This window comes from Citromicrobium bathyomarinum, from assembly GCA_001306305.2.
Classification (GTDB): domain Bacteria; phylum Pseudomonadota; class Alphaproteobacteria; order Sphingomonadales; family Sphingomonadaceae; genus Alteriqipengyuania; species Alteriqipengyuania bathyomarina.
Map to the genome: position 1 here is coordinate 1,302,174 of CP155577.1, position 26,672 is coordinate 1,328,845.

Below are 26,672 nucleotides of genomic sequence, written 5' to 3' on the forward strand. Positions count from 1 at the left end.
GTTCCCCCTTTCGGGCTCGCCGGGGCCGCTCCGCTGCATATCGCAGCGGGGCGGCCCTTTTTCATGGCATCGTGCCAGGCTATTTGCGCCTGTTTCGCGTTGGCTTATTCCTTGGCCATGGCCCAAACGACTGTTCCATCGCCACGTGTGTTATCGGTATCGCAAAGCGGCGGGCACAGGTTTTCAAAACAACCGGTCGAGCGGATCGAGCTCGAACGAGGGCGGGGGGTCAGGGGCGATGCTCATGCTGGCGAGCGTGTCCAACACCTCTCGCGCGTGCGGGCCGATCCCACCCAGCCGAACCTGCGTCAGGTCCACCTGATCCATGGCGAACTGCTGGAGCAGCTTTCTGCCCGAGGTTTCTGCGTGAACCCCGGCGACCTGGGAGAGAACATCACCACTCGGGGGATCGACCTGCTTGCCTTGCCCAAGGGCACCCTCCTTGAAATCGGGGCCGGCGCGGTGCTGGAAGTCACTGGTCTGAGGAACCCGTGCAGGCAGATCGAGGCATTCGAAGAGGGACTGCTTGCCGCAGTACTCGATCGGACGTCTGACGGTGCGGTGATCCGCAAAGCCGGGATCATGAGCGTGGTGGTCGCTGGCGGGACAGTCGCGATCGGCGATTCGATCAGGGTGCGGTTGCCGGTTGAGCCGCATCTTCCTCTGGAACCTGTCTAGCCCCGTCGCGCTGCACTTCGTAGCTGCGGGCGGCGAGCACCTTGCCCACCAGAACCAGCGCGGGCCAGTAAAGGTAGGCGAGGATCTCCAGGTTCTCACCGAAGCTGTAGAGCACCATAACAAATACCATCGACAGTGCGACCCGCTCGGCGCTGCCTTGGCGTGCGCGCCATGCCAGCACCAGCAGCGTGCTGAACAGCGGCACCGCCAGCGCGATCGCGCCGGTCAGGCCTTTGACGAAGAGCAGGCCGTACCAGCTGTGATGACTGCCGATAGGCATGTATTCGACCAGATGCGGCCCGTTTTCGACGATCCCGTGGCCGAACCAGTAAGCTTCGCCCTGCCAGCGTTCGATCGCGATGCGACCCAGGGCAGCACGCACCCGGCTGGAGTCGGCTCGCGCGGCAGAGAAATCATTCATCAGCGCTTCGAGTACCTCGATCAGCGCAGGGCCGAAGATCCCCAGCAGCACCATCGCCGGGGCGGCAAGGTACCACATCCACGCGCGGTCCATGCGGCCAAGGCCCCACACGATCGGAGCGATCACCGCCAGCGCGACCAGCGCCAGCCTCGATTGCGAGAGGATCGCCAGCACCAGCCCGGCGACGATGCCGACGGTGCGCCAGCCCACGTGCTTGTCGCGTGCTGCGAGCAGGACGAAGATCACCGCGACCATCCCGGCCGCGGGGGACCAGGGTGCGAAGAACTGCCAGCGCGGCGTGCCGGCGCCCGGCTCGATCGTATAGAGCGTGGTCGCGAAATATTCCGGCCCCGGACCGCCGACGGCCTTGAGCGGAGAGACCCACAGCGTTTCGGGCAATCCGATGAAGGGTGCGAGCAGGAACAGCGGCAGCAGCATCAGCGTCTGCGCTCCCAGCTTGCAGACCGCGCGATAGATCACTTCCTCGCGCACCTGCAGCAACGCGCCGGCCAGTGGGAAGAGCGCGATCAGCGCCCAGCCTTTGGCCCAGCCGATCGAGGACTTGATCGTCTTGCCTGTGCCCAGATCGAAGTTCGCGTGACCTGCCCACAGGATCAGCAACATCGCCGCCATCCCCACGATCCACAGCCAGATTGTCAGCGGGAGGAGGGCAAAGCGCTCGCTCACCGTGCGGTCGACATAGGCCAGCCAGCACGCCATCAGCGCGAGCGTCCAGCCGATCACCGGTCCGGAGATGTACAGTCCACCCACCAGCCAGAGCAGCCAGGTGGACTGTATCGCGACCGAGATTAGGCGTTCGGCAGGAGTTTGCGGATGATCGGTTGACGCAGCCACAGCAGCAGGAACCCAAAGAGGACAAAGATGCTGGCACCAAGGGCACCGGCGAGGGCGATGATCGGCGAGGGTGCCGAACGGCTGCGCGGCAGCGACGGCACTTCCAGCGTCTGGACCAGCGGATAGGAGGCGAACGGATCGGCCTTGTTGGTATCGAGCCGGGCCAGCGCGGAGCTGAACACGGCTTCGGCAACGCGCAGGTCGCGCACCAGCCCGGCAAGCGTCGACGCCTGCGCCACAAGCTCGTCGCTGCGGCCAGATTCCTGAGAGATCTGGCGCCGCAGTTCTGCCAGCGCGGCCTGGTTGCCCGCGTGCATGCTATCACGATTGGTCAGCGTTTCGAACAGCCGTTCACGCGTGTCCGACACCGCGAGATCGGAAAAGGCGAGCACATCCTTGTTGCTGGCACCGGTCAGGCGGGCACCGCGGCGGGCCAGCGCATCGCGCAGTTCGGAGCGTTCTGCGCCGAGCTTTTCCATCGCGCCATGGGCCGAACCGAGCGTGCCACCGCGCTGCGTCTCTTCGCCGACCGTCGCGGCATAGCGCGTAAGCAGCTGCGAGAAGACGGGATCGGCCTTCAGCTGCATCGCCAGCCGCGCCTGCGGAATGCTGATCTGCAACGAGGACGCCAGACGACCGGCGGTGCCGCCGCTTTCGGCCACAAGCACGCGGCGGTCGCGCTCGGCGGCCTTCATCTGGTCGAGACTGGAGACCCGCCCGGCAAACTGGTCGAGCGAGACGAGCCCGGTTTCGCCCTGGAACTGCAGCAGCGCCGCCTGCGCGGCATCGACCTTGTGTTCCAGTTCGGCGATCCTGCGCGCGTCTGCCTTTTCGCGCGTTGCCGCCTCATCTTTGCGCAGCGTGTCGAGCGCGGCCATGAAGGCAGCCTGCACATGCTCCATCCGGTCGCGCGCCTGCTCGGGCGAGGTGCCGGGGATGGTCAGTTCAATGAGGTTGGTCTGGTCGATGAGCTTGATCTGCGGCGCGGGAAAGGCGCTCTCGTCTTCCCCTGCTCGTTTGGCCGCATCGCGAAGCACGACATCGGACGTGATCAGCCGCTTGTAGTTTTCCGTCGGGCTCAGCGTGGTGCTGGAGAAAGCGGACGCCGAGGTCGACGTCGCCTGGCCGATCGACTCCAGGTTGACCGAGCCGCCCACGCCCGAACCGGGGAGGATCAGCGTCATCCGGCTGTCGTAACGGTCGGGCACCAGCGCCAGATAGGCGATGGTGACGATCCAGATCGCCGCCAGGGGTATCGCCATGGTGACGATGTAGCGGCGATAGCGGCCGACCGCGGGCATGCCGTCGCGAACGAAGGCCCATACCCGAAGCAGCCAGCGCGGTGCGGGTTTGTAATAGGGATCGTTGCGGTCCATCAGTCGGCTCCGCTGAGCAGGATGGCCGGGGTGACACTGCCCGCAGCATTGCCGATCGAGCCGATAACTTCGTTCAGGTTCGACAGGCGGCTATCGTAGCAGGCGATCGCATCGTTGGGCATCAGCAGCGGATTGGCCGCATCGCGTCCCGCGCCGCGCACGAGCTTTTCGATGTCGCGCTCCACGACGATGCTCTGGCCGTTGAGCGGGTTGCGCGAGATCAGCACCGCGCGCCGATCCGACTGCATGTAGGACCCGCCCACGCAGTTCATCGCCACCAACGCCTGCAACAGCCGCGTGCCGTAGGGCAGGGAGGTGGTATCCGACCCGATGCCAGCGCCCGCGTTGTTGTTGGCGCCCTTGGTCAGGTTGGACATGAAGACCTTGATCCCCGGAGGCGTGAGCGGGGTGGGGCGGGCCAGCGCGGGATCGAAGCAACCGCGGCTGGGCACGATCACCCGGTCGCCCGCGGCAATCGTAACGTCGTTCGCGGTCCAGCCACGCGCCAAGCCGGAAAGGTCCAGCTCGACATAGGCATCGCCGCGAATGAGATAGATGCGCTGCACGTCGGCATCGGGGCGAACACCGCCCGCTGCGCGGATCGCGGTGGCTACGCTGCGCGATACGTTGTCGTCGCCGCGCACATCGCCTTCCTTCAGGCCGATGCGGCTTTCCGGCGTGCGTTCCCCGGCGCGCACCGCGCCTTCCATGAACACCGCGCCCGATACCGCGACGGGCACGCCTGCGGCTTCGATCAGCGAGAGCGACACGGCATTGCGCAGCGGCCGGACCACGCCCGATCGCACCAGCTCGGCACGGATCGTCTGCTCAGCTTCGGTGATCGAGCGGCCTGCCAGCATCAGCGGCTGGTGGCCGGGCACCACGATCGTGCCGTTGCTTTCGATCACATAAGTGCCGCCAAGCTCGCCCTCGTCGCCCAGCAGGCTCAGCGTCAGCCTGTCTCCCGGGGAGAGGGTGGAGGTGCGCGCGAGGAATTCCTCGGGCCGCGCCCGGCGCAGCGTGTCGAGCTCGCGCGGCGCGCGCCAGTCACAGGTCGGCGCACCGCGCGCGGCCGGCGCGGCCATGACCCAGTCGCCTTCGGGGTGGCCGCTGGTGCGCCCCAGGTCCTGGCCAGGCAGCCACGCGGAGCCGGAAATGTTGGCCGGGGCAGGGCCCGACACGCAGGCACCCAGCGAAGCCGCCATTGCAAGCACGGAAATGCGGCGATTGAAATTGAAAGACATCGAACCTGACCCTCTGGATTGCATTTGGGCCAGATGTTTCAAGGAGCGTGCCAGATGGCGCGCATCCCCGGTTTTGGGCGATCGGAGGGGGCTTCAGTTGCGCCTTTCGCATTTTGCGAGGGCGCATCTTCGCAATTTGCAAAGGCTTTTCGCATTATGCATCAGCCAATGGCCAGGATGCACGCTTTTCCGTCGCTCAAAACCGGCACGCATCTTGCTCCTGTAAATGCGTTCGCGCGAAAGCGCTCTCCGCTGAGACAGGAGCTTCCGTTGAAAGGCCTTATATTTTCCGAACTCATTCGCTTTATGGAAGAAAAGCAAAATCCGCTATTCGTGGAGCAGGTAATCGCCGCGGCGGACCTGCCTAACGACGCGGCATTTTCCCGCATTGGCGTGTATCCCACAGCGCATGCATTGCTTCTCGTGGGGGCTGCGTCGCAATTATCGGGTATTCCGGTTGCCGCTCTGTGCGAGGAATTCGGCACATACCTGTTCGGGCGCTTCAATATTCTCTACCCTGAGATCATGTCGTCCTATTCCACCGCCGAAAGCCTGCTCGAACATGTCCGCGGGCACATCCACGAGGATGTGAAGGTGCTCTATCCCGACGCCACCCCTCCCGAAGTGACCATAAGGACGCAGGACGACCAGTGCATCGTCGAATATCGGTCGCACCGTCCTCTGGCGCATATTGCATGCGGTCTGATCCGGGGGTGTCTCGACCACTTCGGTGACGAGCGAAAGATCGAATGGGTCAACTGTAGCGAGAGCGGCGACGCCGCCACATTCAGGATTGCGGCATAATGGCAAACTCGGTTCTGATCGTCGAAGACAGCGCGTCCATCGCGCTCGGCTATGCGGCACAGTTGCAAAGCGCCGGGCACAAGGTGGATGTCGCCGAGACTCTGGCCGACGCGAAGGTCGCTCTGCGTCGCGGGGATTTCGATGTCGTGCTGCTCGACCTGCAATTGCCCGACGGCAATGGCATGGACCTTATGGGCGGCAAGTCATCGGACGATAAGCCGCTCCCTGCCTTCATCATTGTGACCGCCGACGGCTCCCTTGCCCGGGCAATCGATGCGATGCGGTTGGGTGCTTACGATTTCCTGGTCAAACCCGTGGCGGGCGAACGGCTGCTGACCACGGTGCGCAATGCCGCCGAACGGGGACGGCCCGCGCGCAAGGCACAGGCGCCCAAGCGCGCGGACACCGCAAACGGCTATCACGGCTTCATCGGCAAATCGCCTGCCATGCAACAGGTCTATGACGCGATCGAGAATATCGCGAGTTCCAAGGCGACAGTCTTCGTCACCGGAGAGAGCGGCACGGGCAAGGAGGTGACTGCCGAAGCGATCCACGCCGCAGGCGCGCGCAGCAATGGCCCCTTCGTGGCGATCAACTGCGGCGCTATTCCCGAGAGCCTGCTGGAGTCCGAGCTGTTCGGCCATGTGAAAGGTGCCTTTACCGGCGCGGTCGAAAACCGGATCGGCGCTGCCAAGGCGGCTGATGGCGGCACGCTGTTTCTCGACGAAATCTGCGAAATGGAGCTGAAGCTGCAGGTCAAACTGCTGCGTTTCCTGCAAACCGCGACCGTCCAGCCGGTCGGGTCGAGCAAGGTCGAGCCGGTCGACGTGCGGATCGTGTGCGCGACCAATCGTGATCCGATTGCCGAAGTTGCGGCGGGCCGGTTCCGCGAAGACCTTTTCTATCGCCTGAATGTCATCCCGCTCGAACTCCCGCCGCTGCGCGCGCGCGGAAAGGACGTACAGTTGATTGCCGAGCAATTCATGGCCCGCTTCGGCAAGGAAGAAGGGCGCGAGCTGACGGCATTGAGCGAAGAAAGCCGCGCCGCGCTGTACGAACATCCGTGGCCGGGCAATGTCCGCGAGTTGCAGAACACCGTCCGCCGCGCCGTGGTCGTCGGGTCCGGCCCGACCCTGGACCTCGCGCTGCAACGCAACCCCGGCGCACCCGCCCAGCAGGTGGCGGTTGCCGGTCACGCCGATCCTGATGTCACCACGTCGAGCCCGCTCGGCGCTGACAGGCAACCTGCGCGGCACGACGTGTGGGAAGGGATGACGCTGGATCAGATCGAGCGGATGGCGATTCACGCGGCCATCAAGCGCTGCGATGGAAATATCACCAAGGCGGCGAAGACGCTCGATGTCAGCCCCTCGACCGTCTACCGCAAGCTGGAAAAATGGGGGGCAGCGATCGATTGAGCGGTCGCGGGTTCGCGATATTGCTTCAGCTGGCGGGCAACCGCGTACGCCGGTCGCGCGCGCCCGCCTGCTTGTTCGCCATTTTGATGCGAGAATATCGAACGCTGGAAATCAGAGGGTATGCAGGCGCATAATAGCGCACGGCGACCACTGTTTCCCGCCATCCGGTCTGTCCACGGGACGAGGGGGGGCGAACCCCGCAAGGGTTCAGCATTTTCGCGGCTTTGGAAGGTTCTAGGCCGATAAAGCCAAAATGGCGGAGACGGAGGGATTCGAACCCTCGATACCCCGATAGAGGTATGGCTCCTTAGCAGGGAGCTGGTTTCAGCCACTCACCCACGTCTCCGCACACGCGTCCGAACCCATTGGTCCGGGGTCGCGAGCCGCGCGCTATAACCAGCAGGGCGGGGCGGCACAAGGGCTGCGTGACACCGGAATGATAATCGCGCGCACCGGACTCGTTTCGGCGCGTTTTCGATTCGCCTCACCGCCTCTCCCCTTGATGCCGCAGGTTCATGCGATTCACGCTACGCACGGGGAAACCAGAGTTTCATTTGCCCTACTGTCTACAAGGAGCGAGGCGCATGACCCGCACTGCCAGCATCCGGCGTATGATCGCCATCGTGGCCGCGGCCATCGCGATGGCGGCCACTCCGCTCGCGGCGCAGCCGATCGAACGGGTCGACCCGAACCAGGCGATCGATGGCGATCTGCAGGAAAACCCGGGCGAACCACCGGTCTATGGCGACCCTTCGTCTCAGCCCGCGACAGGCCAGGAGACAGCGCCGCCCCCGCAGGATCAGGGCGGGGTGTCCGCATGGAGCGACCTTTCGCCCGAGAGCGATAGCGCGACCACCGGCACCTCTGTCGATCAGGGCCAGTCCGGCTACGAGCAGGGCGACGCGCCTGCATATACGGCGATCCCTACCGAAACCGCCCCTCCGGGCACCTGGCAGGACGACGATCTGATCGGCGCGGCGCAGGGCTTCTTCGGAGAGAATGCGGAAGGCATCGCGCGCATGATCGAGAAGATCCTCGCCGATCAGGGCACGCCCAATGGCTATATCGTCGGGCGCGAGGCGTCGGGCGCGTTCTTCGTCGGCGCGCGCTACGGCTCGGGCACGTTGTACCACAAGGTCGAGGGGCAGCGTCCGGTGTACTGGACCGGCCCGTCGATCGGGTTCGACGTCGGCGCCAATGGCGGCAAGACCTTCGTGCTGGTCTACAACCTGTTCGACACCGAGGAATTGTACGAGCGTTTCCCGGCGGGCGAGGGGCAGGCCTATTTCGTCGGCGGGCTGACCGCCAGCTACCTGCGCAAGGGCGATACGGTGCTGATTCCGATCCGGATGGGTGCCGGCCTGCGGCTGGGAATCAACGCGGGCTACATGAAGTTCTCCAAGAAACATGAGTGGTTCCCCTTTTGACGGGCCGAAAACCAGCAAACCTGCCGATATTAGCGGTTGCTCTCGCGCCCGTGCGATAGCATGGGACGAGCATGCTCGACCGCCTGCAAGACACTCCGCCCGATGCGCTGCTCGCGCTGATCGCCCAGTTCGCCGCCGACGAGCGGGAGGACAAGATCGACCTCGGCGTCGGCGTCTATCGGACGGATGACGGCGCGACGCCGGTTTTCGGCGCGATCAAGGCCGCTGAACAGCGCCTGTGGGAAGAGCAGGACTCGAAAAGCTACCTCGGCCCGGAAGGCGACCGCGGTTTCGTCCATGCGCTGATGCCGATCATTTTCGGTTCCGATGCCACCATGGGCGGGCGGATCGAAGGGGTGCAGACCCCGGGCGGCACCGGCGCGGTGCGCCTCGCGATCGCGCTGGCCGAGCGGGCGGGCGTGACCCGCGTGCATGTCGGCAAGCCCAGCTGGCCCAACCACATTCCGATCATCGAGGATGTCGGGCTGGAAGCGGTCACCTTCCAGCATTCGAACGCCGATGGCAGCGCGGATCTCGATGCGCTGCTGGAGATCGTCCGGCAGGGCCGCGAAGGCGATGCCGTGCTGATCCACGCGTGCTGCCACAACCCTTCCGGCATCGATTACACCGACGAACAGTGGGATGCGATTGCCGGCGCGCTGGCCGACAGCCCGGTGCTGCCGATCATCGACAGCGCCTATCAGGGCCTTGGCACGGGGCTGGAGGAAGATGCGGCCGGCCTGCGCAAGGTGCTGGCCAAGGTGCCCTACGCGCTGATCGCCTATAGCTGCGACAAGAACTTCGGCCTCTACCGCGACCGTGTGGGCGCGTTCTACGCCAAGGTCGCAGAGCCTGCGCAGATGCCCGCTGCCATGTCCAACGCCGCCGCGCTCGCCCGCGCTAACTGGTCCATGCCGCCCGATCACGGCGGTGCGGCAGTGCGGATCGTGCTGCGCGACGAGGATCTGCGCCAGCAATGGCTCGATGAGCTGGACGGCATGCGTCAGCGCCTGCGCTGGGTCCGGGCCACTCTGGCCGCGGCGCAGAAGAAGGTGGAGGGCGTGCCGCTCGCCCATCTGGAAGAGCAGAACGGCCTGTTCGCGATGCTGCCGCTGAACAAGGACCAGATCGGCAAGCTGCGCGAGGATCACGCGGTCTACATGGCGGGTTCGGGCCGGATCAACATCGCCGGGCTGACCAAGGGCAATATCGAGAAGTTCATCGCCGCGCTGGCGGATGTCGCCGGCTGAGCTGGACCGCCAGCCGGTCCTCGAAGGGGAGCGGTTTGCGCTGAGGCCACTGCGGGCCGACGACTGGGACGCGCTTTACACGATCGCGTCGGACCCGGTCGTGTGGGAACAGCATCCGATGACCGATCGCTGGCGCGCGGAAGTCTTCCGTGCCTTTTTCGATGATGCGCTGGCCAAGGGCGGCGCGCTGGCGATTATCGACACCCGCGATGGCTCCATCATTGGCTCATCCCGTTTCCAGGCGCTGACCAGCGCCGAAGACGATCCCGAAGAGCAAAGCTCGGTCGAGATCGGCTGGACCTTTCTTGCGCCGCGATACTGGGGGAAGGGTGCCAACAGCGAGGTCAAGCGGTTGATGCTGGCCCATGCGCTGGAAAGCGTCGAACGGGTCGATTTCCGCGTGGGCGAAGCGAACTGGCGCAGCCGGATCGCGCTGGAGAAGATTGGCGCACAGCAGACGCGGCGGACCGAGTTGTCCAAGCATGAGGGCAAGCGCGTGCTGCACGTGATCTATGCCATTACGCGTGAGGATTTCGCCCAGGGGCCGCTAGCCCAGAGTGCCTAGCCGCGCTTAGCGGCTGCGCGCGGACATTGGCAGACGCCGCGTCATGCGCAGCCCGTCGCGCATGTTCAGCGACAGCAGCGTAATGTTCACCGCACCCGCGATCAGTTCCACCGCCTGCACCGCGTAGAACGCCGCGTCGAACGCGCCCGCGCTCGCTTTCCACGCGAGGAACAGCGCAGAGGGGATCAGCACCAGCACGCCGTTCCCAGCGATGATCGGCATGCGCCGCAGCTTGCGCCCGACCAGGCCGCCGCGATGTCCGCGCGAGCGCATCAGCCCGGTGCCGCCGGTGGCAGCCAGCGCAGGGACGAGCAGCAGGAAGCCCCACGGGATCGCCAGTTTGACGGCTATGATCTGTGCATGCGTGCCGAAAGCTTCCACCAGCACGGTCGACAGCCAGAAGCTTGCGACCAGCAATGTCGCAAGGGTGCCGGCGATGGGATGGACGAGTTTCGAAATGATGGGTCTCCATTGCTTGCTGGCGCACGGCGCGGGTCGTTGCCGAGGCAGATGCATAGCTAGCTATCGAGATTATAAATAGCAAGCTATGTATTTGCATGGCGAGCTATGTCGATCTATCGCAAGCGGCATGACCTTCTCGAAAGACAGCTCTGCCGGCTACCTGGTGAACGACCTCGCGCGCCGCTTTGCGGCTGCCTTGCAGGCGAGGATCAAGCCCATCGGGCTTTCGACCGGCGTGTTCCCGGTCATGGTCCAGCTGTGGGAGGACGACGGGCTCACGCAGACCGAACTGGTCCGGCGGATCGGGGTGGAGCAGGCGACCATGGCGAACACGCTCGCACGGATGCAGCGTGACGGCCTGATTGCCAGACATCGCAGCAAGGCCGATGGCCGGGTGCAGGAGATCTGGCTGACCGATCTGGGCACAAGCCGGCGCCGCCCCGCGATTGCAGCGGCTGAATCGGTGAACGCTGCGGCCCTGTCCGGCCTCTCGCCCGAAGAGCGCGACCAGTTCCTGCACCTGATGACCAAGATCATCCGGACCTTCGACGAGGGTGAGGAGCATGGGGCCGGCCCGGTGGGTGAGGAGACGCGACAAGCCTAGAGAGCCGCCGCCAGCTTAACCAGTGCCGATGCGACGGGAAACTCTCCGCCCAGTTCGAACATACGGTGGCGGTGACGGCGGATGGCGTCGAAGTGCTGACGCTGAGGCAGGGCGAGACGGCGCGCGTTTAGCGCAATGCGCGGCTTATGCGCTGTCCTACATGAAAGGGCGCCGCTAGCCTGCGGGCTGCTCTTTGACAGTGTCGGATAAGGCCCCAAATCAACCGCGTAGGGACTGCGGAGATTTCTCTCCCCTGGACTGTGTGTCAGGTGTGTCAGGCTGCCACCGGATTGGCGGCAATGCGGTGGTTATTGCGAATCGCGATTCGGGTTCGTCAGGCGCAGGAAAACGCTGTCGCACCACTCGTCGCCCACCTTCCAGGTGCGCTCTGCGCGACCGGTTTCGACGAATCCCATGCTTTGCAGCAGCCGCAACGAGGGCGCGTTGCGCGGATCGACGTCGGCTTCCACGAAGGGCAGGCGGTGCACCGCGAAGGCGCGCTCCAGCACGGGACGCAGCGCTTCGCCCGCGTAGCCCATGCCCCAGGCATCGGGGTGCAGGATGAAGCCGATCTCGGGAAACTCGAACAGGCCGACCTTGCCGATCAGGCGCCCGTCCAGCTCGATTGCGAAGTCCTCGCCCTTGGCCGGATCGATGGCGAGCATCGCGGCGAGCCAGCTTTCCGTTTCGGCAATGTCCCTGTGTGGGGGCGTGGACCAGTATGCGGTCGCGCGCGCATCGCTCAGGATCGTGTGAAACGCTGGAAGGTCGTCGGGCTTGGCGGGCCGCAGCAGCAGCCGCTCGGTCCTGATCTGGGTCATGCCGCCGCCGCGTAGCTCCGGGGAGCTGCGATGAACGCGGCGTACGGTCGGGCGTTATCGTCGTCGTTTGCCTTGGTGAGCGCCGCCGGTGCGCGCTGTGTCCGCTTGGCACGCGGCGTCGCGGCGCTGCCCTTGCGCTTGTCGGCCAGATTGCGCCCGAAGCGCGGCGTCCAGCGCGTGAGCATCCCCCGCGTCCGCGTCCACGAAGTACTGGCCGCCGCGACCACCACCAGGTCGATATAGAGCGCGATATCGGCGGCATAGGCCAGCATCAGCTCCGGCCCGAACAGGAGGACCAGTTCACCGCCGAGCAGCAGCATCGTCGCCGCGATGATCACCGTGAGGTACTGATAGCGTTTGTGCGCCAGCAGCAGCGCGACCGGCCGCTCGACCAGATGCCCGTTGAGCATCCGCCGAAACGGGATGTCCGGTCCAAACCGCATGAACAGCGCCAGCGCCAGCAACAGCCCGTAAGTGATCATCGCCTCGTTCCCCGTCAGCCGGCCAGCGCCTGCATCCGCTTGAGATAGCGAGCGAGGACGTCGATTTCGAGGTTCACCTTGTCGCCTTCGCTCAAGGCACCCAGCGTCGTCACCTCGCCGGTATGCGGGATGATGTTGAGCGCGAACCGGGCCGAGCCGTCCGCCTCGTCCTCCACCGCGTTGACCGTCAGCGAGACGCCATCGACGGTGATCGAGCCCTTGGCCGCGATGAACGGGGCGAGCGCCTTGGGCGCGCGGATCTCGAAGTGGATCGATCCGTCCACGCTGCGCCGCTCGGCCACTTCGCCAACCGCGTCGACGTGTCCGGTGACCAGATGTCCGCCCAGCTCATCGCCCAGCCGCAGCGAGGGTTCGAGGTTGAGCTTGCGGCCTTCCTCCCACAGGCCGGGCACGGTCCGGCTCACGGTCTCCTGCGAGACATCGACCGCGAACCAGGCATCGCCCGCGCTGCCGCCGCGCTCGGTCACGGTCAGGCACACGCCCGAGCATGCGATGGAGGCACCGATCGCGATCCGCTCGGGGTCGAAAGGGCAGGCGATCCGCACGTGCAGGTCGCCCCGCTGCTCGATCGCGGCGACGGTGCCGATGGCTGTGACGATACCGGTGAACATGGCGGGTCCTCTAGCGGATGCGGGCAAAAGCCTCGAAGGTGTCTGCGCCAAGCTGGCGTGTCTCGACCGGCTGCCAGCGTCCGTGCGCATGTGCAAGCTCGGCGAGGTTCAGACCGCCCAGCGCACGCAGGCCGTCCCCGATCAGGATCGGTGCGCGGTAGATTTCCAGCCGGTCGACCAGATCGGCCTCGAGGAAGCTCGCCGCAGTCTGCGCGCCGCCTTCGACGTACAGGTACTGCGCGGGGATGGTGGCGATATCGACAGGCGCGGCGATGGTCTGCGCGCCCTCGATCGGCTGCGAGGTCAGCACCCAACGTGCCGGGCTGCGATCCTCGAGGCCGGGCACGCGGACATCGAGCCGCGGGCTGTCGGCGCGCCATGTGCCGCCGCCAACCAGAATGGCATCGGCCAGCGCGCGGCGCGAATGGACGTGCGCGCGCGCCGCCTCGCCGGTGATCCACTGGCTGGTGCCATCGGCAAGCGCGATGCACCCGTCGAGCGACATGGCGAGCTTGAGCGTCACGTGCGGTCGGCCGAGCGCCGCACGGGTGAGGTAACCTGCAAGGCTCGCCGCGCTGTGCGGGCAGTCCAGCAGAACGGCGTCGATCCCGGCTGCATGCAGCCGTTCGATGCCCTGTCCGGCGGTGCGGGGGTCCGGGTCGATCTGGCCGATGACGACGCGGGCGGGCCGTGCCTCGATCAGGCGGTCGGTGCAGGCGGGGCCGCGCGGCGACTGGTGCGCGCACGGCTCCAGCGTGGCGTAGACGTCCGCGCCGGTGGCGGCATCGCCCGCCATCTCCAGCGCCATTGCCTCTGCATGCGGGCGTCCGCCGGCCTGCGTCCAGCCGCGCCCGACGACGCGGCCGGCTTGCACAATCACGCAGCCGACGGCGGGGTTGGGGGCGCTTGCGGGGCGGCCACGGAGCGAAAGACGCGCGGCGGCGGAGAGCCAGCGCGCATCACTCGGCGTCTTGATCGTCAACCGTCCGGCCCAGTGCCCTGTCCAACTGCGCCTGCTTGGCGGCCTCCTCGCGCGCACGCTCGGCGGCGATCTCGGCCTCCATCTTGTCGGTATCCAGCCCGGTCGCCTTGCCCAGCGCGCGGTACATGTCGCGCCGGGTCTCGAGCTGGGCATCCAGCAGCCGCTGGCGCGCTTCCTTGCGTTCCTGGTTGGCGATGTTGGAGGCGATGATCTCGTCCTCGCTCCGGTCCGGGGCGAAGCTGGTGATGTAGACGATGTCGGGCGTCGCGGGGGGCGCGTAGACCCTCTCCTGCGCGAAGAAATAGAGGAAGAACGCGGGGAAGGCGCAGGACGCCAGCAGGATCGGCCAGCGATAGGGCTGGGGCCGCCTGAGTTCGTTCCACAGGTCGCCGACGCCTCCGGCAACGTCGTATTTGGGGCTGATGCGCATAGGCCCAACATAAGGCCTGGACGCACGCCCCGCCAGAGGGGATGTCGCCGGGATCAACCGAAGGCGCTGAAAAGCGCGCGACCGTGGGCCTTGAGCCAGCTCTCGGCGGCCGGAAGGTCGCCCTCGAACAGTTCGCCGAGCAGGGCGTGGAAGCGCGGCGAATGGTCGAAATGGACGCGGTGCGCAGTCTCATGCGCCACCACCGAGCGGCGCACATCATCGGGGGCCTGCACCAGCCGCCAGTTGAGCCGGACCGTGCCGTCAGAAGAGCAGCTGCCCCACCGCCGCCGCGCACTGCTAAGCGCGAAATCCGGCACGGCGAGACCCGCGCGCGCCGCATAGAGGGCAAGGTCCTGCGCGAGCAGCGCACGCGCTTCGTTCTGCATCCAGCGCTTGAGCCGGGGGGCAAGCGTGTCGCGCGGGCCGCCAAGCGAGACCGCGTCTTCGCCCAGCACGACCTTGCGCGGACGGTTGGCGTGCCAGTCGATCACCAAGTCCTGCCCCCGATAGGTCAGCGTGCCGCCCGGCGCGGGCTCGATGCGAACCGGGCGCTTTGCCCGCTGTGCGTCCAGCCAGTCCGCGCGGCCTTGCGCGAAGGCCAGCGCCTCGCGCGTGGTGCCCCAGCGCGGCAGCGTGACCTGCACGCCCTCGCCATCATCGGCCAGCCGCAAAGTCATCCGTCTGGCGCGCGGATGGCGGCGCACGATCAGCGGGAGGTCGCCTCCCGCCAGCGCGACCATCGGATCGCGCGGCTCGCGCAGCCAGTCGATCACGGTCAGTCGCTCCACTCGACGATATGATGTTCGAGCGGGCCGGCCTTGGTCTCCGAAATCACCCGCCCGGCCGCGCCTGCACCAGCGAGATGCACGTCCTCCCGCGATCCGGTCAGCAGATAGTGCCAGCGCGGCAGCGGTTCGCCTTCGGCACGGCGGCGATAGGCGCAGGTTTCAGGCAGCCACGGCAGCTTGCCCGCGAGCGAGGGCGTCAGCTGCAGGCAGTCGGGCACGAAGGCCTTGCGGTTGGGGTAATCGCTACACCGCGCGGTCGAGCAGTCGAGCAGGCGGCAGGCGACATTGGTCTCCTCGATCTCACCCGTATCTTCGTCTTCGAGCTTGTGCAGGCAGCAGCGCCCGCATCCATCGCACAGTGCTTCCCACTCCGCGCGGTTAAGGTCGGCGAGCGGCCGTTCCCAGAAGCGCTCCCTCAGCGCACCCATTTGTCGAGTTCCTCGGCCACCGCTTCGGGCCCGGCATCGGTCGGCAGGATCGCGATCGGTTTGCCGTCGGGGCCGAACAGATAGGTGATGCTGGTATGGTCGACCAGATAGCCGCCCGCCTCGTTCGGCTCGCCGATACTGTAATAGGCGGCGTAATCCTTGGTCAGCTTGTCGAGCTGCTCTTTGCTGCCGGTCATTCCGATCAGCCGCGGGTGGAACGCGTCGGTGAACTCGGTCAGCACCTCGGGCGTGTCGCGCGCAGGATCGACGCTGACGAACAGCGGCTGGATCTTCGCGGCACGTTCCGGATCGCTTGCCTCGAACCGCTTGAGCCCCGCCATGGCGCGCTGGACGTCGACCGGGCACACATCCGGGCAGAAGGTGTAGCCGAAATAGATCGTGCGATACTGCCCGTCGAAATCGCCCCACGAGACGGGTTTGCCATCTTCGCCGGTCAGGGTGAAGTCCCCGCCGATATCTGCCCCTTCGAGCGGCGGCGGGCCGGCCGGCTGGGTGCTTTGCGAACACGCAGACAGCGCCAGCGCGAACGCGGCAAAAATGGAGAAGGGAAGGACGCGTGCGCTCATGGCAATCAAGTTCAGCCTCTGCTAACGGCGGGTGGTCGAGGTCTGTTGCATCAAGGATAGGGGCAATAACAGGAGTGTTTAAGGTGTCGCCTGCGTTTTTCCGCAATTGGGCCCGGATCGTGGTGCTCTCGCTCGTCGCGCTGAGCGGCGTGGCGGTGGCGCAGGTCGGGCTGCAGTCCGACGGCTACAAGCTGCTCAAAGCCGTGCGCGACCGTGACGGGGCCGTGGTCAACGAGATCGTGCAGAAGCCGAACATCGGCACGCTGATCAACACGCGGGATCTCTCGTCGGGCGAAACCGTGCTGCATATCGTTGCCGCACGTCGCGACACGCCGTGGATCCGCTTCCTGACGGCCTATGGCGCGGATCCCAATCTTGCGGACAAGAAGGGCGAGACGCCGCTGATGATCTCGACCCGGCTCGGCCATGTCGAAGGTGTGACCGAACTGCTGGAGGCAGGCGCGCATGTCGACCCGGTATCGAACGGCGAGACACCCTTGATCGTCGCGGTCCATGGCCGCGATGTGCCGGTCGTTCGCGTGCTGCTGGCCAATGGCGCGGACCCTGAGCGGACGGACAATTCGGGGCGCTCCGCGCGGGACTATGTCGCGCAGATCGGCGACCGTCGGCTCGCAGAGGCGTTTGCAAATGCGGACGCCGAAGCAAAGCAGGGCGGAAAGAAGCAATATGGACCGAGCTTTTAAGCCATGATCGACAACGCCGCCGACCTCACTCTCGACGAACTGCGCCTCGCGCTCGCTCCGGCGGTCGCCGACTCGGCGATCTTCGACGGATGGACCGAAACCGCGCTGCTTGCCGCCGCCGAGATGGAGGGCGTCGATCCGGCGCTTGCCCGGCTCGCGTTTAAAGGTGGCGCCATGGCGATGGTGACGGCGTGGATCGACTCGATCGATGCCGCGATGGCGCGCGATCTGCCGCAGGAGGTGCTGGCAAGCCGCAAGATTCGCGAAAAGATCCGCGATCTGGTGCTCTACCGGCTCGACGCGGTGGCCGGGCAGGAAGAGGCGATGCGCCGGGCGCTGTCGATCGGCTCCATGCCGCAGAATGTCGTCGCGTCGATGCGTGGTGCTTGGCGGAGTGCGGACCTGATGTGGCGCCTCGCGGGCGATACCGCGACCGATTACAACCACTACACCAAGCGCACGATCCTCGCTTCGCTCTACAGCGCGACCCTGCTGGTGTGGCTCGACGACGAAAGCGACGACAAGGCCGAGACCCGCGCCTTTCTCGACCGCAGGATCGAGAACGTCATGCAGTTCGAAAAGACCAAGGCGCAATTGCTGGGCGGGGCCGGTGGCAGCGAGCGCGAGCGGTTCAGCCCCGTGCGGCTGCTGGGACGTTTGCGCTATCCCGCAAGATAGACCTGGCGCGGTATTGATAATCAGTTGCATTACGCGGTGCGCTTTGTCAGAAGCGCCCGCATGACGCTCGAAAGCCTGCAACCTGGTCACCGCGCCCGTATCGCTTCGATAGATTGGGACGCTCTGCCGCCCGCCGATGGCAAGCGGATGCGCGCGCTGGGTTTCGAGCCCGGGGTCGAGGTGTCGATGGCGCACCACGGCGTGTTCGGCGGGCGCGATCCGATTGCGGTCTCGATCGGCCGAATGACCATTGCGCTGCGCAAGGTCCAGGCCGCTGCCATTTCGCTCGAACAAGCCTGAGATAGAATCATGAGCGATACGATCCGGGTCGCGCTGCTCGGCAACCCCAATGCCGGCAAGAGCGCGCTATTCAACAAGCTGACCGGTGCGCGGCAGAAGATCGCCAATTACCCCGGCGTGACCGTGGAGCGCGTCGCGGGGATGCTGACGCTGCCCGACGGCACGCAGATGGAAGCGATCGACCTTCCCGGGGCCTATGCCTTCGACGCCTCCAGCCCTGACGAAGACGTCACCCGCAAGGTGGTGCAGGGCGAGTTTCCCGGCGAGGCGGAGCCCGATATTCTGGTTCTGGTGCTCGACGCGGGCAATCTGGAGCAGCACCTCGTGTTCGCGCAGGAAGTGCTGGCGCTGGGCAAGCCTACGATTGTCGCGCTCAATATGGTCGACATGGCGGAGCGTGACGGGCTTAAGCTCGACGCCACCGTGCTGTCGCAGGCGCTGGGCGTGCCGGTGGTCGAAACCGTCGCGGTGCGGCGTCGCGGGATCGAGGAACTGAAGGCTGCGATCGCCGAGGCGCGCGGCGCCGTGGGCACGCTCGCGGATCGCCCGAAGATGGACTCGACCGAGCGCCGGCTGGAAGCACGCACGATTGCCAAGGCGAGCGTGTTCCAGACCTCCAGGGCGCGCCGGATCGGCGACCGGCTCGACAACGTGCTCCTCAACCCATGGATCGGCCCGCTGATCCTGCTGGTGCTGCTGTTCGTCATCTTCCAGGCCGTGTTTGCCTGGGCCGCGCCGCTGTCCGATGCGCTCGATGCGGGGGCCGGTGCGCTGGGCGAGTGGGTCAAGGCCGAGATGCCGGCGAGCATCCTGCGCGATTTCCTGACCGAGGGGGTAATCGCGGGCGTCGGCTCGGTCATCGTGTTCCTGCCACAGATCATCATCCTGTTCCTGTTCATCCTGATCATGGAGGCGACCGGCTACATGGCCCGCGCCGCCTTCCTGATGGACCGCCTGATGGCGGGCGTGGGCCTGTCTGGCCGCAGCTTCATCCCGCTGCTGTCCAGCTTCGCCTGCGCCATCCCCGGGATCATGGCGACCCGCTCAATCGCCGATCCCAAGGACCGGCTGACCACGATCCTGATCGCCCCCCTGATGACCTGTTCGGCGAGGCTGCCGGTCTATGGCGTTCTGATCGCCGCCTTCATTCCGGCGCGCGATGTCGGGATGGGCATCGGATTGCAGGGGCTGGTGATGTTCTGCCTCTATCTCGCAGGGATTGTCGCGGCGCTGGTCGTCGCGCTGGTGCTGCGCGGTACGCTTACCAAGGGTGAGGCGACCGGTTTCATCATGGAACTGCCGCGCTACCAGCTGCCCAGCGTCGCAGATATCGCGATCGGCCTGTGGCAGCGTGCATGGGTCTTCCTGCGCCGTGCGGGTACGATCATCTTCTCCGCCACGGTGATCCTGTGGGTCCTGCTCAGCTTCCCGCAGGCCGAGCCGGGCGAGAGTCAGGTCGACGTCTCGATCGCAGGGCAGATCGCGGACGGGCTCAACGTCGTGCTCGAACCGATCGGCTTCAACCGGGAGATCAGCCTGGCGCTGGTCCCCGCGATGGCCGCGCGCGAGGTTGCCGTGTCCGCCCTCGCAACGACCTACGCGATTGATGCGAGCGACGAGGAGGCCGAGGCCGAAGGCCTCGCCAGCACGCTCTCCACCCGCTGGAGCCTGCCGACCGCGCTCGCCTTCCTCGCGTGGTTCGTGTTCGCACCGCAGTGCCTGTCGACCATCGCGGTCACCCGGCGCGAGACCAATGGGTGGAAATGGCCCGCGTTCATGGTCGGCTACCTGTTTGCGCTGGCCTATATCTTCGCGGGCATCACCTACTGGAGCGCGGTGGCGCTGGGGTTGTAGCGCCAACCGCGTCCGCTTCGGTGGAAAGTCGCAAGCGGCTCTGGATGCGACTCGCACCGTCAGTTAGGCCCATCGCAACAGACACGAAGGGATACGAATCATGGCGGGCAGCCTCAACAAGGTCATGCTGATCGGCAATCTGGGTGCGGACCCCGAAATCCGCAGCTTCCAGAACGGCGGCAAGGTCGCCAACCTGCGCATCGCGACCAGCGAGACGTGGAAGGACCGCAACACCGGCGAACGGCAGGAGCGGACCGAGTGGCACACCGTCGCGATCTTCTCCGAAGGCCTCGTCAACGTGGTCGAGCGGTTCCTCAAGAAGGGCAGCAAGGTCTACATCGAGGGCAAGCTGCAGACCCGCAAGTGGCAGGACCAGAACGGGCAGGACCGCTATAGCACCGAAGTCGTGCTGCGCGGCTTCGACGGCACGCTGACCATGCTCGACGGCCCCCAGGGTGGCAGTGGCGGCGGCGGCTACGGCGGCGGCGGCCAGCGTGGCGGCGGCTCGGGTGGCGGCTACGGCGGTGGTTCGGGCGGCGGCGGCGGCTCCAGCGATGGGGGCGGCGGCTGGAACCAGGGCGGTGGCGGCTCGGGCGGCGGTGCCAATTACGACGATCTGGAAGACGACATTCCGTTCTAGGTGGCGTTCCAGGCCGTAGGGGCCGGGTTCACTGTGCAGAAAGTGGCGCGGGGGCAATGTGGCAAGATGCCCATTCGCCCCCTTCGCTTTGCAACCATCGCAGCGCTCGCCGGGTCGCTTTGTGCGCCCGGCATGCTGTGCGCGCAGGCGCAGCCACAGGCTGAGCCGCCTGCACAGCACCTGCGCTCTCTCGACGCGGCGGAGGCGATCCGCATGCTCGATGCCCTGCGCGCCGAGCAGGCGAAGCTGAGAGATGGTGGCAAGGCCTTCTTCCACCTCTCCAGCGGCGCGCCTGCATCCTACGACCAGAACGGCATCGGCCCGCGCGACGCCTTCCTGGCGCTGGACCTCGAGCATGTCTGGCAGATCGAACGCACATCGCGCGAGGGCGCGGTGTTCCCGACCTATCGGCTGACCATCGTGCCCAACGGCCACAACGCGCCGATCTGGACGCTCGACGTCACAATGACCTGGCCGAGGGACGTGGTCCGAATCATCGAGGTCGACATGTTCTACGGCCCGCCGGCTCCGTTCTGATCGCGGTTTCCGTTGGGTTTCTGACACACCTGACACACAGTCCAGGGGAGGAAAAACTCTCCCTTCCCAAAGGGCGTTTCCCGCAGGCGATCGACGATCTCAAAGAACGTACCGATCATGCCGTGCGCAGGCCGTGTAGGACAGCGCAATCAGGCCACAGAAGCGCGCTGCTTGCGTCGGCCTCGCCCTGCGCATAGATTCTAGGTCGAACCAGAGAAGGAACTCCATCGTGAACATCAGGACGAACAACGCCAGCCGCCTTGTTTCGACCCCTGCCACGGTGCCCCATGTCTTCCTTTCTCACGCTCGATTCCGTCTCCGCACGCACGCCTGACGGCCGCCCGCTCCTCCATGATCTGACCCTCTCGATCGGCGCGGAGCGTGTCGGTCTGGTCGGTCGCAACGGCTCGGGCAAATCGACCCTGCTCGCGATGATCGCCGGGGCGGCGAAGCCTGCGGCGGGCACCGTCACCATGTCCGGCACCCTCGGCGTGCTGCATCAGGATCTACCGCCCGGAGACACGATTGCGCGCGCGCTCGGCGTGGAGGATCGGCTGGCCACGCTTGCCAGCGTGCTGGCGGGGGAGGGGACGGAAGATGATTTCGCGCAGGCCGACTGGTCGCTCGAAGAACGGATCGGTGCCGCTCTGTCAGCTGTCGGCCTGCCCGAAATCCCGCTCGACCGGAGAATAGCCACGCTCTCCGGCGGGGAGCGGACCCGGATCGGGATTGCCCGCCTGCAGCTGGAGGCGCCGGACCTTTTGCTGCTGGATGAGCCGACCAACAATCTCGATACCGCCGGACGCGCGGCGATAGCGGCGCTGGTGGAGGATTGGCGCGGCGGCATGCTGGTCGCCAGCCATGACCGCCAGCTGCTCGAAACCATGGATCGGATCGTGGAGCTGACACCCGTCGGCGTGACCAGCTTCGGCGGCGGATGGTCGGCCTTCGCTGCCGCACGCGATGCGGAGCGCGAGCGGTTTGCCCAAGAAAGCGCGCGCGCCGATGCGGCGCTGCGATCGGCGCGGCGGTCTGCGCAGGACCGGCGTGAGGCCAAGGCGCGCCGCGACCGGGTGGGGCGGGCGGTGGCCGCGAAGGGGGCTGAGCCGAAGATCGTGCTCGACGCCCGGGCCGAGCGGGCGGAGAACACCGGCGGGCGCGAACAGTCGACCAGCGACCGGCAGATCGCGGAGGCTGCCAAGCGCACCGAGGAAGCGCGCGCCAGAGTCGAGATCGTCACCCCGCTGCGGATCGAGATGCCCGAAAGCGGGATGCCGTCAGGGGCGAGAGTGCTCGCGCTGGACGGGGTCGAGGTAGCACTCGGCCACCGGCGGCTGGGGCCGTGGTCGCTGCGGATCGACGGGCCGGAGCGGGTTGCGCTGAGCGGTGCCAACGGGGCGGGCAAGACGACGCTGCTGCGCATCGCGGCGGGGCAGCTCGATCCGGTCGCGGGCGATGTGCATCGGGTGGAGAGGCGGATCGCAATGCTCGACCAGCACCTCGCGCTGCTCGACCCGCAGTTGAGCATCCTCGACAACCTGTGCGCCCGCCATCCTGAGCTCGATGCCGAGAGCGCCCATGCGCAATGCGCCTGCTTCGCCTTCCGCAATCGCGATGCGCATCGCATCGTGCGCACGCTATCGGGTGGCGAGCGGCTGCGCGCGGGACTGGCGGTGACGCTGGCCGGGGAGACGCCGCCGTGGCTGCTGATCCTCGACGAACCGACCAACCACCTCGACATCGAGTCGCTCGAAGTGCTGGAGGACGCCTTGCAACAATTCGACGGCGCGCTGCTGGTGGTCAGCCACGATCCGTCTTTCCTGGAGAGGATCGGGATCGAAAGATCGGTTGCCGTGTGAGCCGCAAAGGCATGGCGCTTGCCACCGGCCCGGAACTCCAGCGCGCCTCGATGGTCGATTCCCTATCGACCATGGCCAACCAAAACACATCCTCTTCGCCCACGACCATCGCCCAGCTGCTGTGCGGCATGGCGCTGTTCGGCACGGCCACTCCGTTGAGCAAGATCGTTGGCGAGCATTTCTCGATCTTCACCGCCTCGTGCCTCAGGATGGCGATTGCCAGCATCGTGCTCGCCCCCTTCGTCTGGTTTGCGACCGATCGCTTCGCGAAGGTTCAGCGGTCGGACTGGGGCGTGATTGCGGCGATCTCCGCCTTCGGCATGGTCGGCTTCACCGCGACCATGCTCTACGGGATGCGGCTGACCACGGGGGTGATCGGATCGACCATCATGAGCGCCACGCCAGCGGTCACCGCGATCGGCGCGGTGGTGTTCTTCGGCGCGGCGATGAACTGGCGCAAGGCGGGTGCGCTGGCGCTGGGCGTCGGCGGGATTGCGGTGATCAACCTGTTTCGCGGCAGCGGAGACGGGCAGGGCGGCGATGCCCTGCTGCTCGGCGCGGCGCTGGTTGGCGCGGCTATCTGCATGGAGGCGGCCTATACGCTGCTCTCGCGCAAGCTTTCCGACGGGATCAGCTCGCTCGAAACCACGCTCGCCGCGTCGATCATGGCGGCGATCCTGTTCGTGGTGCTGGCGCTGATGTTCGACAGCCGCCCGTTCGATTTCAGCGAGGCCACCGGGTTCGGCCTCGGCGCGCTCGCCTTCTGGGGTGCGGCGACTGGGGGGCTGGCCCCGGTGATCTGGTATAATGGCGTGCGCAAGGCACCCGGAGCGCTGACCGCGGGCGCGATGGCGATCATGCCGCTGAGTGCGCTGACGCTGTCCTACCTGCTGCTGGACGAGGCATTCCGCTGGATCCACCTTGCCGGGTTCGGGCTGGTCTTCGCCGGGCTCGTGCTGATGATCGTGGAGAATGTGCGCGGGGCAAAGCAGGGCTGAACCGCGATCGGGGGCGGCTCGCAAAGGTGCTTTATTCCGGAGCGGCTTGGGCGCATTGGCGCAGCGTGAAAGCGCTGCGCGACCCGATTCGTCTGATTCCCGTGCTGTTTCTGGCGGCGATTGCGATCGGCACCGTGCTGCTCAGCTTGCCCTTCGCGACCGTGGAAGGGGTGCGCGCGCCGCTGCTGACCGCGCTGTTTACTTCCACCTCCGCCGTCGCGGTGACCGGCCTGATCGTGGTCGATACGCCGACCTACTGGTCCGGCTTCGGGCAGGGGGTGATCCTGCTGCTGTTCCAGATCGGCGGGTTCGGGATCATGACCTCGGCCACGCTGCTGGGCCTGATGGCCGGGCGCGGCTTCGGCCTGCGCGACCGGATGGCGACGCAGGTGGAACGCAGCCGGCTGGAGACGCATGATGCGCTCACCGCGCTCAGGCTGATCCTCTTCATCACCGTTGCTGTGGAGGGGATCGTGGCGATCATCCTCACCGCGCGCCTGATCGCCAGCTATGGCGAAGCGCCCGGCCTCGCGCTGTGGCATGGCGTGTTCCACTCGGTCAGCGCGTTCAACAATGCGGGCTTTTCCAGCTACTCGGACAGCCTGATGGGCTTCCAGAACGATCCGCTGTTCCTCGGGCCGATCATGGTGTCGATCATCATTACCGCACTGGGCTTCCCGGTGATGCAGGACCTGCGGACCAATGGCATCGTGTGGCGGCGCTGGTCGCTTCATACCAAGATCACCGTCGGCGGCACCGCCGCGCTGCTGGTGCTGGGCTTCCTCGCGATCCTCGCGATGGAATGGGACAATCCCGATACGCTGGGGCCAATGGGGTGGGGCGCGAAGATCCTCAACGCCGCGTTCCATTCGGTGATGCCGCGCACCGCCGGGTTCAACAGCCTGAATGTCGGCGCCTTCCACGACGAGACGCTGATGACCAATTTCTTCCTGATGTTCGTCGGCGGCGGCAGTGCCGGAACCGCCGGGGGGATCAAGGTGACGACCTTCTTCGTGCTGTTCGCGATCGTGCTGTCGGAGATCCTCGGGCGGCAGGACGCGGGGCTGTTCCAGCGCCGCTTCGGGCGCGAGATAGAGCGACAGGCGCTGGCGGTGACGGTGCTGTCCGCAACGCTGATCTTCGTCGCGACGACCTACATCGCCTCGATCAGCAGCCTGCCGCTGGACGATATCCTGTTCGAATGCATCTCCGCCTTCTCCACCGTCGGCCTGTCGACCGGGATCACCGCCGCGCTGCCGCCGGGCGGCCTGTTCGCTCTGATCGTGCTGATGTTCGTCGGCCGGGTGGGAACCATCACCGTGGCCACCGCGCTTGCGCTGGGCGGGCGCGAACTGCCTTTCCGCTATCCGCAGGAGAACCCGATTGTCGGCTAACATACGCAAGCCCATCATGGTCATCGGTCTCGGCCGGTTTGGAGGCGCAGTGTCGCGCACGCTGGAGCGGATGGGGCACGAGGTGCTGGCGGTCGATACCGACCCGGCGCTGGTCCAGCATTTCGCCGGCGACCTGACCAAGGTGGTCGAGGCGGATGCAACCGAGACGACCACGCTGGAGCGGCTGGGCGCAAAGGATTTCGATGCCGCCGTGGTCGCCATCGGCACCGATATCGAGGCGAGCGTGCTGACCGTGCTGGCGCTCGCGGACCTCGGCCTGACCAATATCTGGGCCAAGGCGACGAATGAGAAGCACGCGCGCATTCTGGAGCGGACCGGGGCGACGCATGTGGTCTTCCCCGAGCAGCGGATGGGCGAACGCGTCGCTCACCTGATCAACGAGCGGCTGCTGGACTTCATTTCCTTTGGCGACGAATTCGCGATTGCGCGGCTGGTCGCGCCCGAACCGCTGCTGGGCCTGCCGCTGGTCACCAGCCAGTGCCGCAAGAAATACGATGTGACGGTGGTGGGGGTGAAGCGCGAGGGGGAGGATTTCATCCACGCCGTGCCCGATACCCTCATCTTCCCGGGTGACGAACTGGTCGTCTCGGGCCGGATCCACGATCTCGAAGCGTTCTCCGCGATGTGACGCGAGGGCGCGCGGTGCCTCGGATCAGGCGTCGGCGGGGTAATCCTCTTCGAGCGCGAGCGTATTCAGGTCCTCATTGCCGAAGGTGCCGAAAGAGCGTGCTTCGGGAGCTTCGAACAGGACGCCGAACAACTCGGTGGGTTTGCCGTCTGCGCCGAGGTTGCAAATGCCGCGGCACATGATGTGTCTTTCGACACCCTGCTCGTCGATAATCCGCGCATCTACGTAGAACGGACCGCCGGAAACGGCCGCCTTGTCGAAGGTCTTTCTGACCCGCTCCCGGTCGTCGGGATGATAATAGTCGAGTGCTGCGTCGAGCGGAGGTGTGCCGGCAGCCTTGTCGCGACCGTGGACCGCAAAAACGCGATCCGACCAGAAAACCGTTCTGGTCCGCAAATCGACCATCCAAGTGGCGACCGAACCAACGTTTTCGGCCAGAGCCAGGCAGGCGCGATCACGCTCCGCCTGTGCCAGCCGCGTATGCATCCTGCTGCGTTCCACCAGCAGAAAAATTACACAGACGATCGTCGAAAAAACGAACCCCAGCGCGAACCAGAGCAGGGGCGATATGGTGTCAGTCTCCGAGATACGACCTCCACTAGTTCCGACGGCCTGGAGCCGATCGCAGCTTGAAGGAAGGTGTCCGTGTCAGGCGTGGATGCCCCCGGGCGCATCCATCGCGCCGCGAGATACATGGCCATGATCGGCAAGCCTTTCCCCTTTGCACGACGATGCTAGCAGATTTCTTGTGGACTTGAAGTGGTCAGGGTGATGTATCTGATCTTCTTGAGGAACAATCAGGGCA

General features: G+C 66.0%; 30 protein-coding genes, 1 tRNA gene and 1 pseudogene. 18 read left to right on the forward strand and 14 right to left on the reverse strand.

Features of this window, described 5'->3' with window-relative positions:
* The first annotated feature begins 117 nt into the window (after nt 1-117).
* Entirely contained in the window at nt 118-678 is a 561-nt protein-coding gene (locus VO57_006440; protein XBL70974.1) for an MOSC domain-containing protein, read from the forward strand.
* On the opposite strand, the gene VO57_006445 is transcribed toward VO57_006440, so the two are convergent.
* Genes VO57_006445 through VO57_006455 form a run of 3 tightly spaced genes read right to left on the reverse strand, consistent with a single transcriptional unit; the run spans nt 629 to nt 4,574 of the window.
* Nucleotides 629-1,870, reverse strand: coding sequence for an O-antigen ligase domain-containing protein (locus tag VO57_006445; GenBank protein XBL70975.1), 1,242 nt, complete (start codon nt 1,868-1,870; stop codon nt 629-631). The genes VO57_006440 and VO57_006445 overlap by 50 nt on opposite strands.
* A gap of 38 nt (nt 1,871-1,908) precedes the next feature.
* The gene (locus VO57_006450; GenBank protein ID XBL70976.1) at nt 1,909-3,330 is read right to left on the reverse strand and encodes a hypothetical protein; all 1,422 of its coding nucleotides are present in this window, start codon (nt 3,328-3,330) and stop codon (nt 1,909-1,911) included.
* Entirely contained in the window at nt 3,330-4,574 is a 1,245-nt protein-coding gene (locus VO57_006455; GenBank protein ID XBL70977.1) for a polysaccharide biosynthesis/export family protein, read from the reverse strand. The genes VO57_006450 and VO57_006455 overlap by 1 nt, the downstream gene beginning before the upstream one ends.
* 54 nt (nt 4,575-4,628) lie before the next feature.
* On the opposite strand from VO57_006455, the gene VO57_006460 reads away from it, so the two are divergent.
* Both VO57_006460 and VO57_006465 read left to right on the forward strand, forming a co-directional pair.
* The gene (locus VO57_006460; GenBank protein ID XBL70978.1) at nt 4,629-5,378 is read left to right on the forward strand and encodes a heme NO-binding domain-containing protein; all 750 of its coding nucleotides are present in this window, start codon (nt 4,629-4,631) and stop codon (nt 5,376-5,378) included.
* On the forward strand, nt 5,378-6,796 hold the full coding sequence (locus VO57_006465; protein ID XBL70979.1) for a sigma-54 dependent transcriptional regulator: 1,419 nt from the start codon (nt 5,378-5,380) through the stop codon (nt 6,794-6,796). Before VO57_006460 ends, VO57_006465 begins: the two co-directional genes overlap by 1 nt.
* A 254-nt stretch (nt 6,797-7,050) precedes the next feature.
* Here the strand turns inward: VO57_006465 and VO57_006470 are convergent.
* Nucleotides 7,051-7,142 (reverse strand) — tRNA-Ser (locus VO57_006470).
* Between the two features lie 238 nt (nt 7,143-7,380).
* On the opposite strand from VO57_006470, the gene VO57_006475 reads away from it, so the two are divergent.
* From VO57_006475 to VO57_006485, 3 genes are all read left to right on the forward strand, one after another.
* Nucleotides 7,381-8,223, forward strand: a complete 843-nt coding sequence (locus VO57_006475; GenBank protein XBL70980.1) for a DUF1134 domain-containing protein — start codon at nt 7,381-7,383, stop codon at nt 8,221-8,223.
* Nucleotides 8,224-8,294: 71 nt separating this feature from the next.
* Nucleotides 8,295-9,473: an aromatic amino acid transaminase gene (locus VO57_006480; GenBank protein ID XBL70981.1), complete on the forward strand. Its 1,179-nt coding sequence runs from the start codon at nt 8,295-8,297 to the stop codon at nt 9,471-9,473.
* The gene (locus tag VO57_006485) at nt 9,460-10,038 is read left to right on the forward strand and encodes a GNAT family N-acetyltransferase (protein XBL70982.1); all 579 of its coding nucleotides are present in this window, start codon (nt 9,460-9,462) and stop codon (nt 10,036-10,038) included. Before VO57_006480 ends, VO57_006485 begins: the two co-directional genes overlap by 14 nt.
* A 6-nt stretch (nt 10,039-10,044) precedes the next feature.
* Here the strand turns inward: VO57_006485 and VO57_006490 are convergent, their stop codons facing one another.
* The gene (locus VO57_006490; GenBank protein XBL70983.1) at nt 10,045-10,455 is read right to left on the reverse strand and encodes a hypothetical protein; all 411 of its coding nucleotides are present in this window, start codon (nt 10,453-10,455) and stop codon (nt 10,045-10,047) included.
* Nucleotides 10,456-10,627: 172 nt separating this feature from the next.
* Between VO57_006490 and VO57_006495 the strand changes: the two genes are divergently transcribed.
* Together VO57_006495 and VO57_006500 are read left to right on the forward strand one after the other, a co-directional pair.
* Nucleotides 10,628-11,104 (forward strand): MarR family winged helix-turn-helix transcriptional regulator, encoded by a 477-nt coding sequence (locus VO57_006495; protein XBL70984.1) that lies wholly within the window; start codon nt 10,628-10,630, stop codon nt 11,102-11,104.
* Nucleotides 11,105-11,136: 32 nt separating this feature from the next.
* Nucleotides 11,137-11,235: pseudogene (locus VO57_006500) on the forward strand (type I methionyl aminopeptidase).
* Between the two features lie 177 nt (nt 11,236-11,412).
* Here the strand turns inward: VO57_006500 and VO57_006505 are convergent.
* From VO57_006505 to VO57_006540, 8 genes are read right to left on the reverse strand one after another with little or no spacing between them, the layout of a single operon-like run.
* Nucleotides 11,413-11,925: a GNAT family N-acetyltransferase gene (locus VO57_006505; protein XBL70985.1), complete on the reverse strand. Its 513-nt coding sequence runs from the start codon at nt 11,923-11,925 to the stop codon at nt 11,413-11,415.
* Entirely contained in the window at nt 11,922-12,407 is a 486-nt protein-coding gene (locus tag VO57_006510; protein ID XBL70986.1) for a hypothetical protein, read from the reverse strand. Before VO57_006510 ends, VO57_006505 begins: the two co-directional genes overlap by 4 nt.
* Nucleotides 12,408-12,421: 14 nt before the next feature.
* The gene (locus tag VO57_006515; GenBank protein XBL70987.1) at nt 12,422-13,039 is read right to left on the reverse strand and encodes a riboflavin synthase; all 618 of its coding nucleotides are present in this window, start codon (nt 13,037-13,039) and stop codon (nt 12,422-12,424) included.
* Between the two features lie 10 nt (nt 13,040-13,049).
* Nucleotides 13,050-14,021 (reverse strand): bifunctional diaminohydroxyphosphoribosylaminopyrimidine deaminase/5-amino-6-(5-phosphoribosylamino)uracil reductase RibD, encoded by a 972-nt coding sequence (ribD, locus tag VO57_006520; GenBank protein ID XBL70988.1) that lies wholly within the window; start codon nt 14,019-14,021, stop codon nt 13,050-13,052.
* A complete protein-coding gene (locus tag VO57_006525; protein XBL70989.1) occupies nt 13,999-14,451 on the reverse strand; it encodes a hypothetical protein in 453 nt (150 codons plus the stop codon). The genes ribD and VO57_006525 overlap by 23 nt, the downstream gene beginning before the upstream one ends.
* Before the next feature lie 53 nt (nt 14,452-14,504).
* Nucleotides 14,505-15,239 carry a SprT family zinc-dependent metalloprotease gene (locus VO57_006530; GenBank protein ID XBL70990.1) on the reverse strand — a complete coding sequence of 245 codons (735 nt, stop codon included), beginning with the start codon at nt 15,237-15,239 and terminating at the stop codon, nt 14,505-14,507.
* Nucleotides 15,227-15,667: a YcgN family cysteine cluster protein gene (locus VO57_006535; GenBank protein ID XBL70991.1), complete on the reverse strand. Its 441-nt coding sequence runs from the start codon at nt 15,665-15,667 to the stop codon at nt 15,227-15,229. Before VO57_006535 ends, VO57_006530 begins: the two co-directional genes overlap by 13 nt.
* On the reverse strand, nt 15,655-16,254 hold the full coding sequence (locus VO57_006540; protein XBL70992.1) for an SCO family protein: 600 nt from the start codon (nt 16,252-16,254) through the stop codon (nt 15,655-15,657). Before VO57_006540 ends, VO57_006535 begins: the two co-directional genes overlap by 13 nt.
* Before the next feature lie 83 nt (nt 16,255-16,337).
* On the opposite strand from VO57_006540, the gene VO57_006545 reads away from it, so the two are divergent.
* The 10 genes from VO57_006545 (at nt 16,338) to VO57_006590 (ending at nt 25,867) form a co-directional block, all read left to right on the forward strand.
* Nucleotides 16,338-16,958 carry an ankyrin repeat domain-containing protein gene (locus tag VO57_006545; GenBank protein XBL70993.1) on the forward strand — a complete coding sequence of 207 codons (621 nt, stop codon included), beginning with the start codon at nt 16,338-16,340 and terminating at the stop codon, nt 16,956-16,958.
* A gap of 3 nt (nt 16,959-16,961) precedes the next feature.
* Complete coding sequence (locus VO57_006550; GenBank protein ID XBL70994.1) at nt 16,962-17,636, forward strand: COQ9 family protein; 675 nt, start codon at nt 16,962-16,964, stop codon at nt 17,634-17,636.
* 60 nt (nt 17,637-17,696) lie between these two features.
* Nucleotides 17,697-17,936: a FeoA family protein gene (locus VO57_006555; GenBank protein ID XBL70995.1), complete on the forward strand. Its 240-nt coding sequence runs from the start codon at nt 17,697-17,699 to the stop codon at nt 17,934-17,936.
* Nucleotides 17,937-17,945: 9 nt separating this feature from the next.
* Entirely contained in the window at nt 17,946-19,790 is a 1,845-nt protein-coding gene (locus tag VO57_006560; GenBank protein XBL70996.1) for a ferrous iron transporter B, read from the forward strand.
* A 100-nt stretch (nt 19,791-19,890) separates the two neighbouring features.
* On the forward strand, nt 19,891-20,430 hold the full coding sequence (gene ssb, locus VO57_006565) for a single-stranded DNA-binding protein (GenBank protein XBL70997.1): 540 nt from the start codon (nt 19,891-19,893) through the stop codon (nt 20,428-20,430).
* A gap of 66 nt (nt 20,431-20,496) precedes the next feature.
* On the forward strand, nt 20,497-20,967 hold the full coding sequence (locus VO57_006570; GenBank protein ID XBL70998.1) for a hypothetical protein: 471 nt from the start codon (nt 20,497-20,499) through the stop codon (nt 20,965-20,967).
* Nucleotides 20,968-21,254: 287 nt separating this feature from the next.
* Complete coding sequence (locus VO57_006575; GenBank protein ID XBL70999.1) at nt 21,255-22,826, forward strand: ABC-F family ATP-binding cassette domain-containing protein; 1,572 nt, start codon at nt 21,255-21,257, stop codon at nt 22,824-22,826.
* An 11-nt stretch (nt 22,827-22,837) separates the two neighbouring features.
* Nucleotides 22,838-23,824, forward strand: coding sequence for a DMT family transporter (locus VO57_006580; protein XBL71000.1), 987 nt, complete (start codon nt 22,838-22,840; stop codon nt 23,822-23,824).
* A gap of 65 nt (nt 23,825-23,889) precedes the next feature.
* A complete protein-coding gene (locus VO57_006585) occupies nt 23,890-25,218 on the forward strand; it encodes a potassium transporter TrkG (GenBank protein XBL71001.1) in 1,329 nt (442 codons plus the stop codon).
* A complete protein-coding gene (locus tag VO57_006590; GenBank protein XBL71002.1) occupies nt 25,208-25,867 on the forward strand; it encodes a TrkA family potassium uptake protein in 660 nt (219 codons plus the stop codon). The genes VO57_006585 and VO57_006590 overlap by 11 nt, the downstream gene beginning before the upstream one ends.
* 24 nt (nt 25,868-25,891) lie before the next feature.
* Here VO57_006590 and VO57_006595 read toward each other — a convergent pair whose 3' ends face one another.
* On the reverse strand, nt 25,892-26,353 hold the full coding sequence (locus VO57_006595; GenBank protein ID XBL71003.1) for a PAS domain-containing protein: 462 nt from the start codon (nt 26,351-26,353) through the stop codon (nt 25,892-25,894).
* Nucleotides 26,354-26,672: the final 319 nt, after the last annotated feature.

Bases quoted from the DNA above. Each gene is read 5' to 3' on its own strand.
- VO57_006440 (XBL70974.1), top strand. From the start codon at position 118: ATGGCCCAAACGACTGTTCCATCGCCACGTGTGTTATCGGTATCGCAA.
- VO57_006450 (XBL70976.1), bottom strand. From the start codon at position 3,330: ATGGACCGCAACGATCCCTATTACAAACCCGCACCGCGCTGGCTGCTT.
- VO57_006455 (XBL70977.1), bottom strand. From the start codon at position 4,574: ATGTCTTTCAATTTCAATCGCCGCATTTCCGTGCTTGCAATGGCGGCT.
- VO57_006460 (XBL70978.1), top strand. From the start codon at position 4,629: ATGGCGCGCATCCCCGGTTTTGGGCGATCGGAGGGGGCTTCAGTTGCG.
- VO57_006465 (XBL70979.1), top strand. From the start codon at position 5,378: ATGGCAAACTCGGTTCTGATCGTCGAAGACAGCGCGTCCATCGCGCTC.
- VO57_006475 (XBL70980.1), top strand. From the start codon at position 7,381: ATGACCCGCACTGCCAGCATCCGGCGTATGATCGCCATCGTGGCCGCG.
- VO57_006480 (XBL70981.1), top strand. From the start codon at position 8,295: ATGCTCGACCGCCTGCAAGACACTCCGCCCGATGCGCTGCTCGCGCTG.
- VO57_006485 (XBL70982.1), top strand. From the start codon at position 9,460: ATGTCGCCGGCTGAGCTGGACCGCCAGCCGGTCCTCGAAGGGGAGCGG.
- VO57_006495 (XBL70984.1), top strand. From the start codon at position 10,628: ATGACCTTCTCGAAAGACAGCTCTGCCGGCTACCTGGTGAACGACCTC.
- VO57_006505 (XBL70985.1), bottom strand. From the start codon at position 11,925: ATGACCCAGATCAGGACCGAGCGGCTGCTGCTGCGGCCCGCCAAGCCC.
- VO57_006510 (XBL70986.1), bottom strand. From the start codon at position 12,407: ATGATCACTTACGGGCTGTTGCTGGCGCTGGCGCTGTTCATGCGGTTT.
- VO57_006515 (XBL70987.1), bottom strand. From the start codon at position 13,039: ATGTTCACCGGTATCGTCACAGCCATCGGCACCGTCGCCGCGATCGAG.
- VO57_006525 (XBL70989.1), bottom strand. From the start codon at position 14,451: ATGCGCATCAGCCCCAAATACGACGTTGCCGGAGGCGTCGGCGACCTG.
- VO57_006535 (XBL70991.1), bottom strand. From the start codon at position 15,667: ATGGGTGCGCTGAGGGAGCGCTTCTGGGAACGGCCGCTCGCCGACCTT.
- VO57_006540 (XBL70992.1), bottom strand. From the start codon at position 16,254: ATGAGCGCACGCGTCCTTCCCTTCTCCATTTTTGCCGCGTTCGCGCTG.
- VO57_006550 (XBL70994.1), top strand. From the start codon at position 16,962: ATGATCGACAACGCCGCCGACCTCACTCTCGACGAACTGCGCCTCGCG.
- VO57_006555 (XBL70995.1), top strand. From the start codon at position 17,697: ATGACGCTCGAAAGCCTGCAACCTGGTCACCGCGCCCGTATCGCTTCG.
- VO57_006560 (XBL70996.1), top strand. From the start codon at position 17,946: ATGAGCGATACGATCCGGGTCGCGCTGCTCGGCAACCCCAATGCCGGC.
- ssb (XBL70997.1), top strand. From the start codon at position 19,891: ATGGCGGGCAGCCTCAACAAGGTCATGCTGATCGGCAATCTGGGTGCG.
- VO57_006570 (XBL70998.1), top strand. From the start codon at position 20,497: ATGCCCATTCGCCCCCTTCGCTTTGCAACCATCGCAGCGCTCGCCGGG.
- VO57_006575 (XBL70999.1), top strand. From the start codon at position 21,255: ATGTCTTCCTTTCTCACGCTCGATTCCGTCTCCGCACGCACGCCTGAC.
- VO57_006580 (XBL71000.1), top strand. From the start codon at position 22,838: ATGGCGCTTGCCACCGGCCCGGAACTCCAGCGCGCCTCGATGGTCGAT.
- VO57_006595 (XBL71003.1), bottom strand. From the start codon at position 26,353: ATGCATACGCGGCTGGCACAGGCGGAGCGTGATCGCGCCTGCCTGGCT.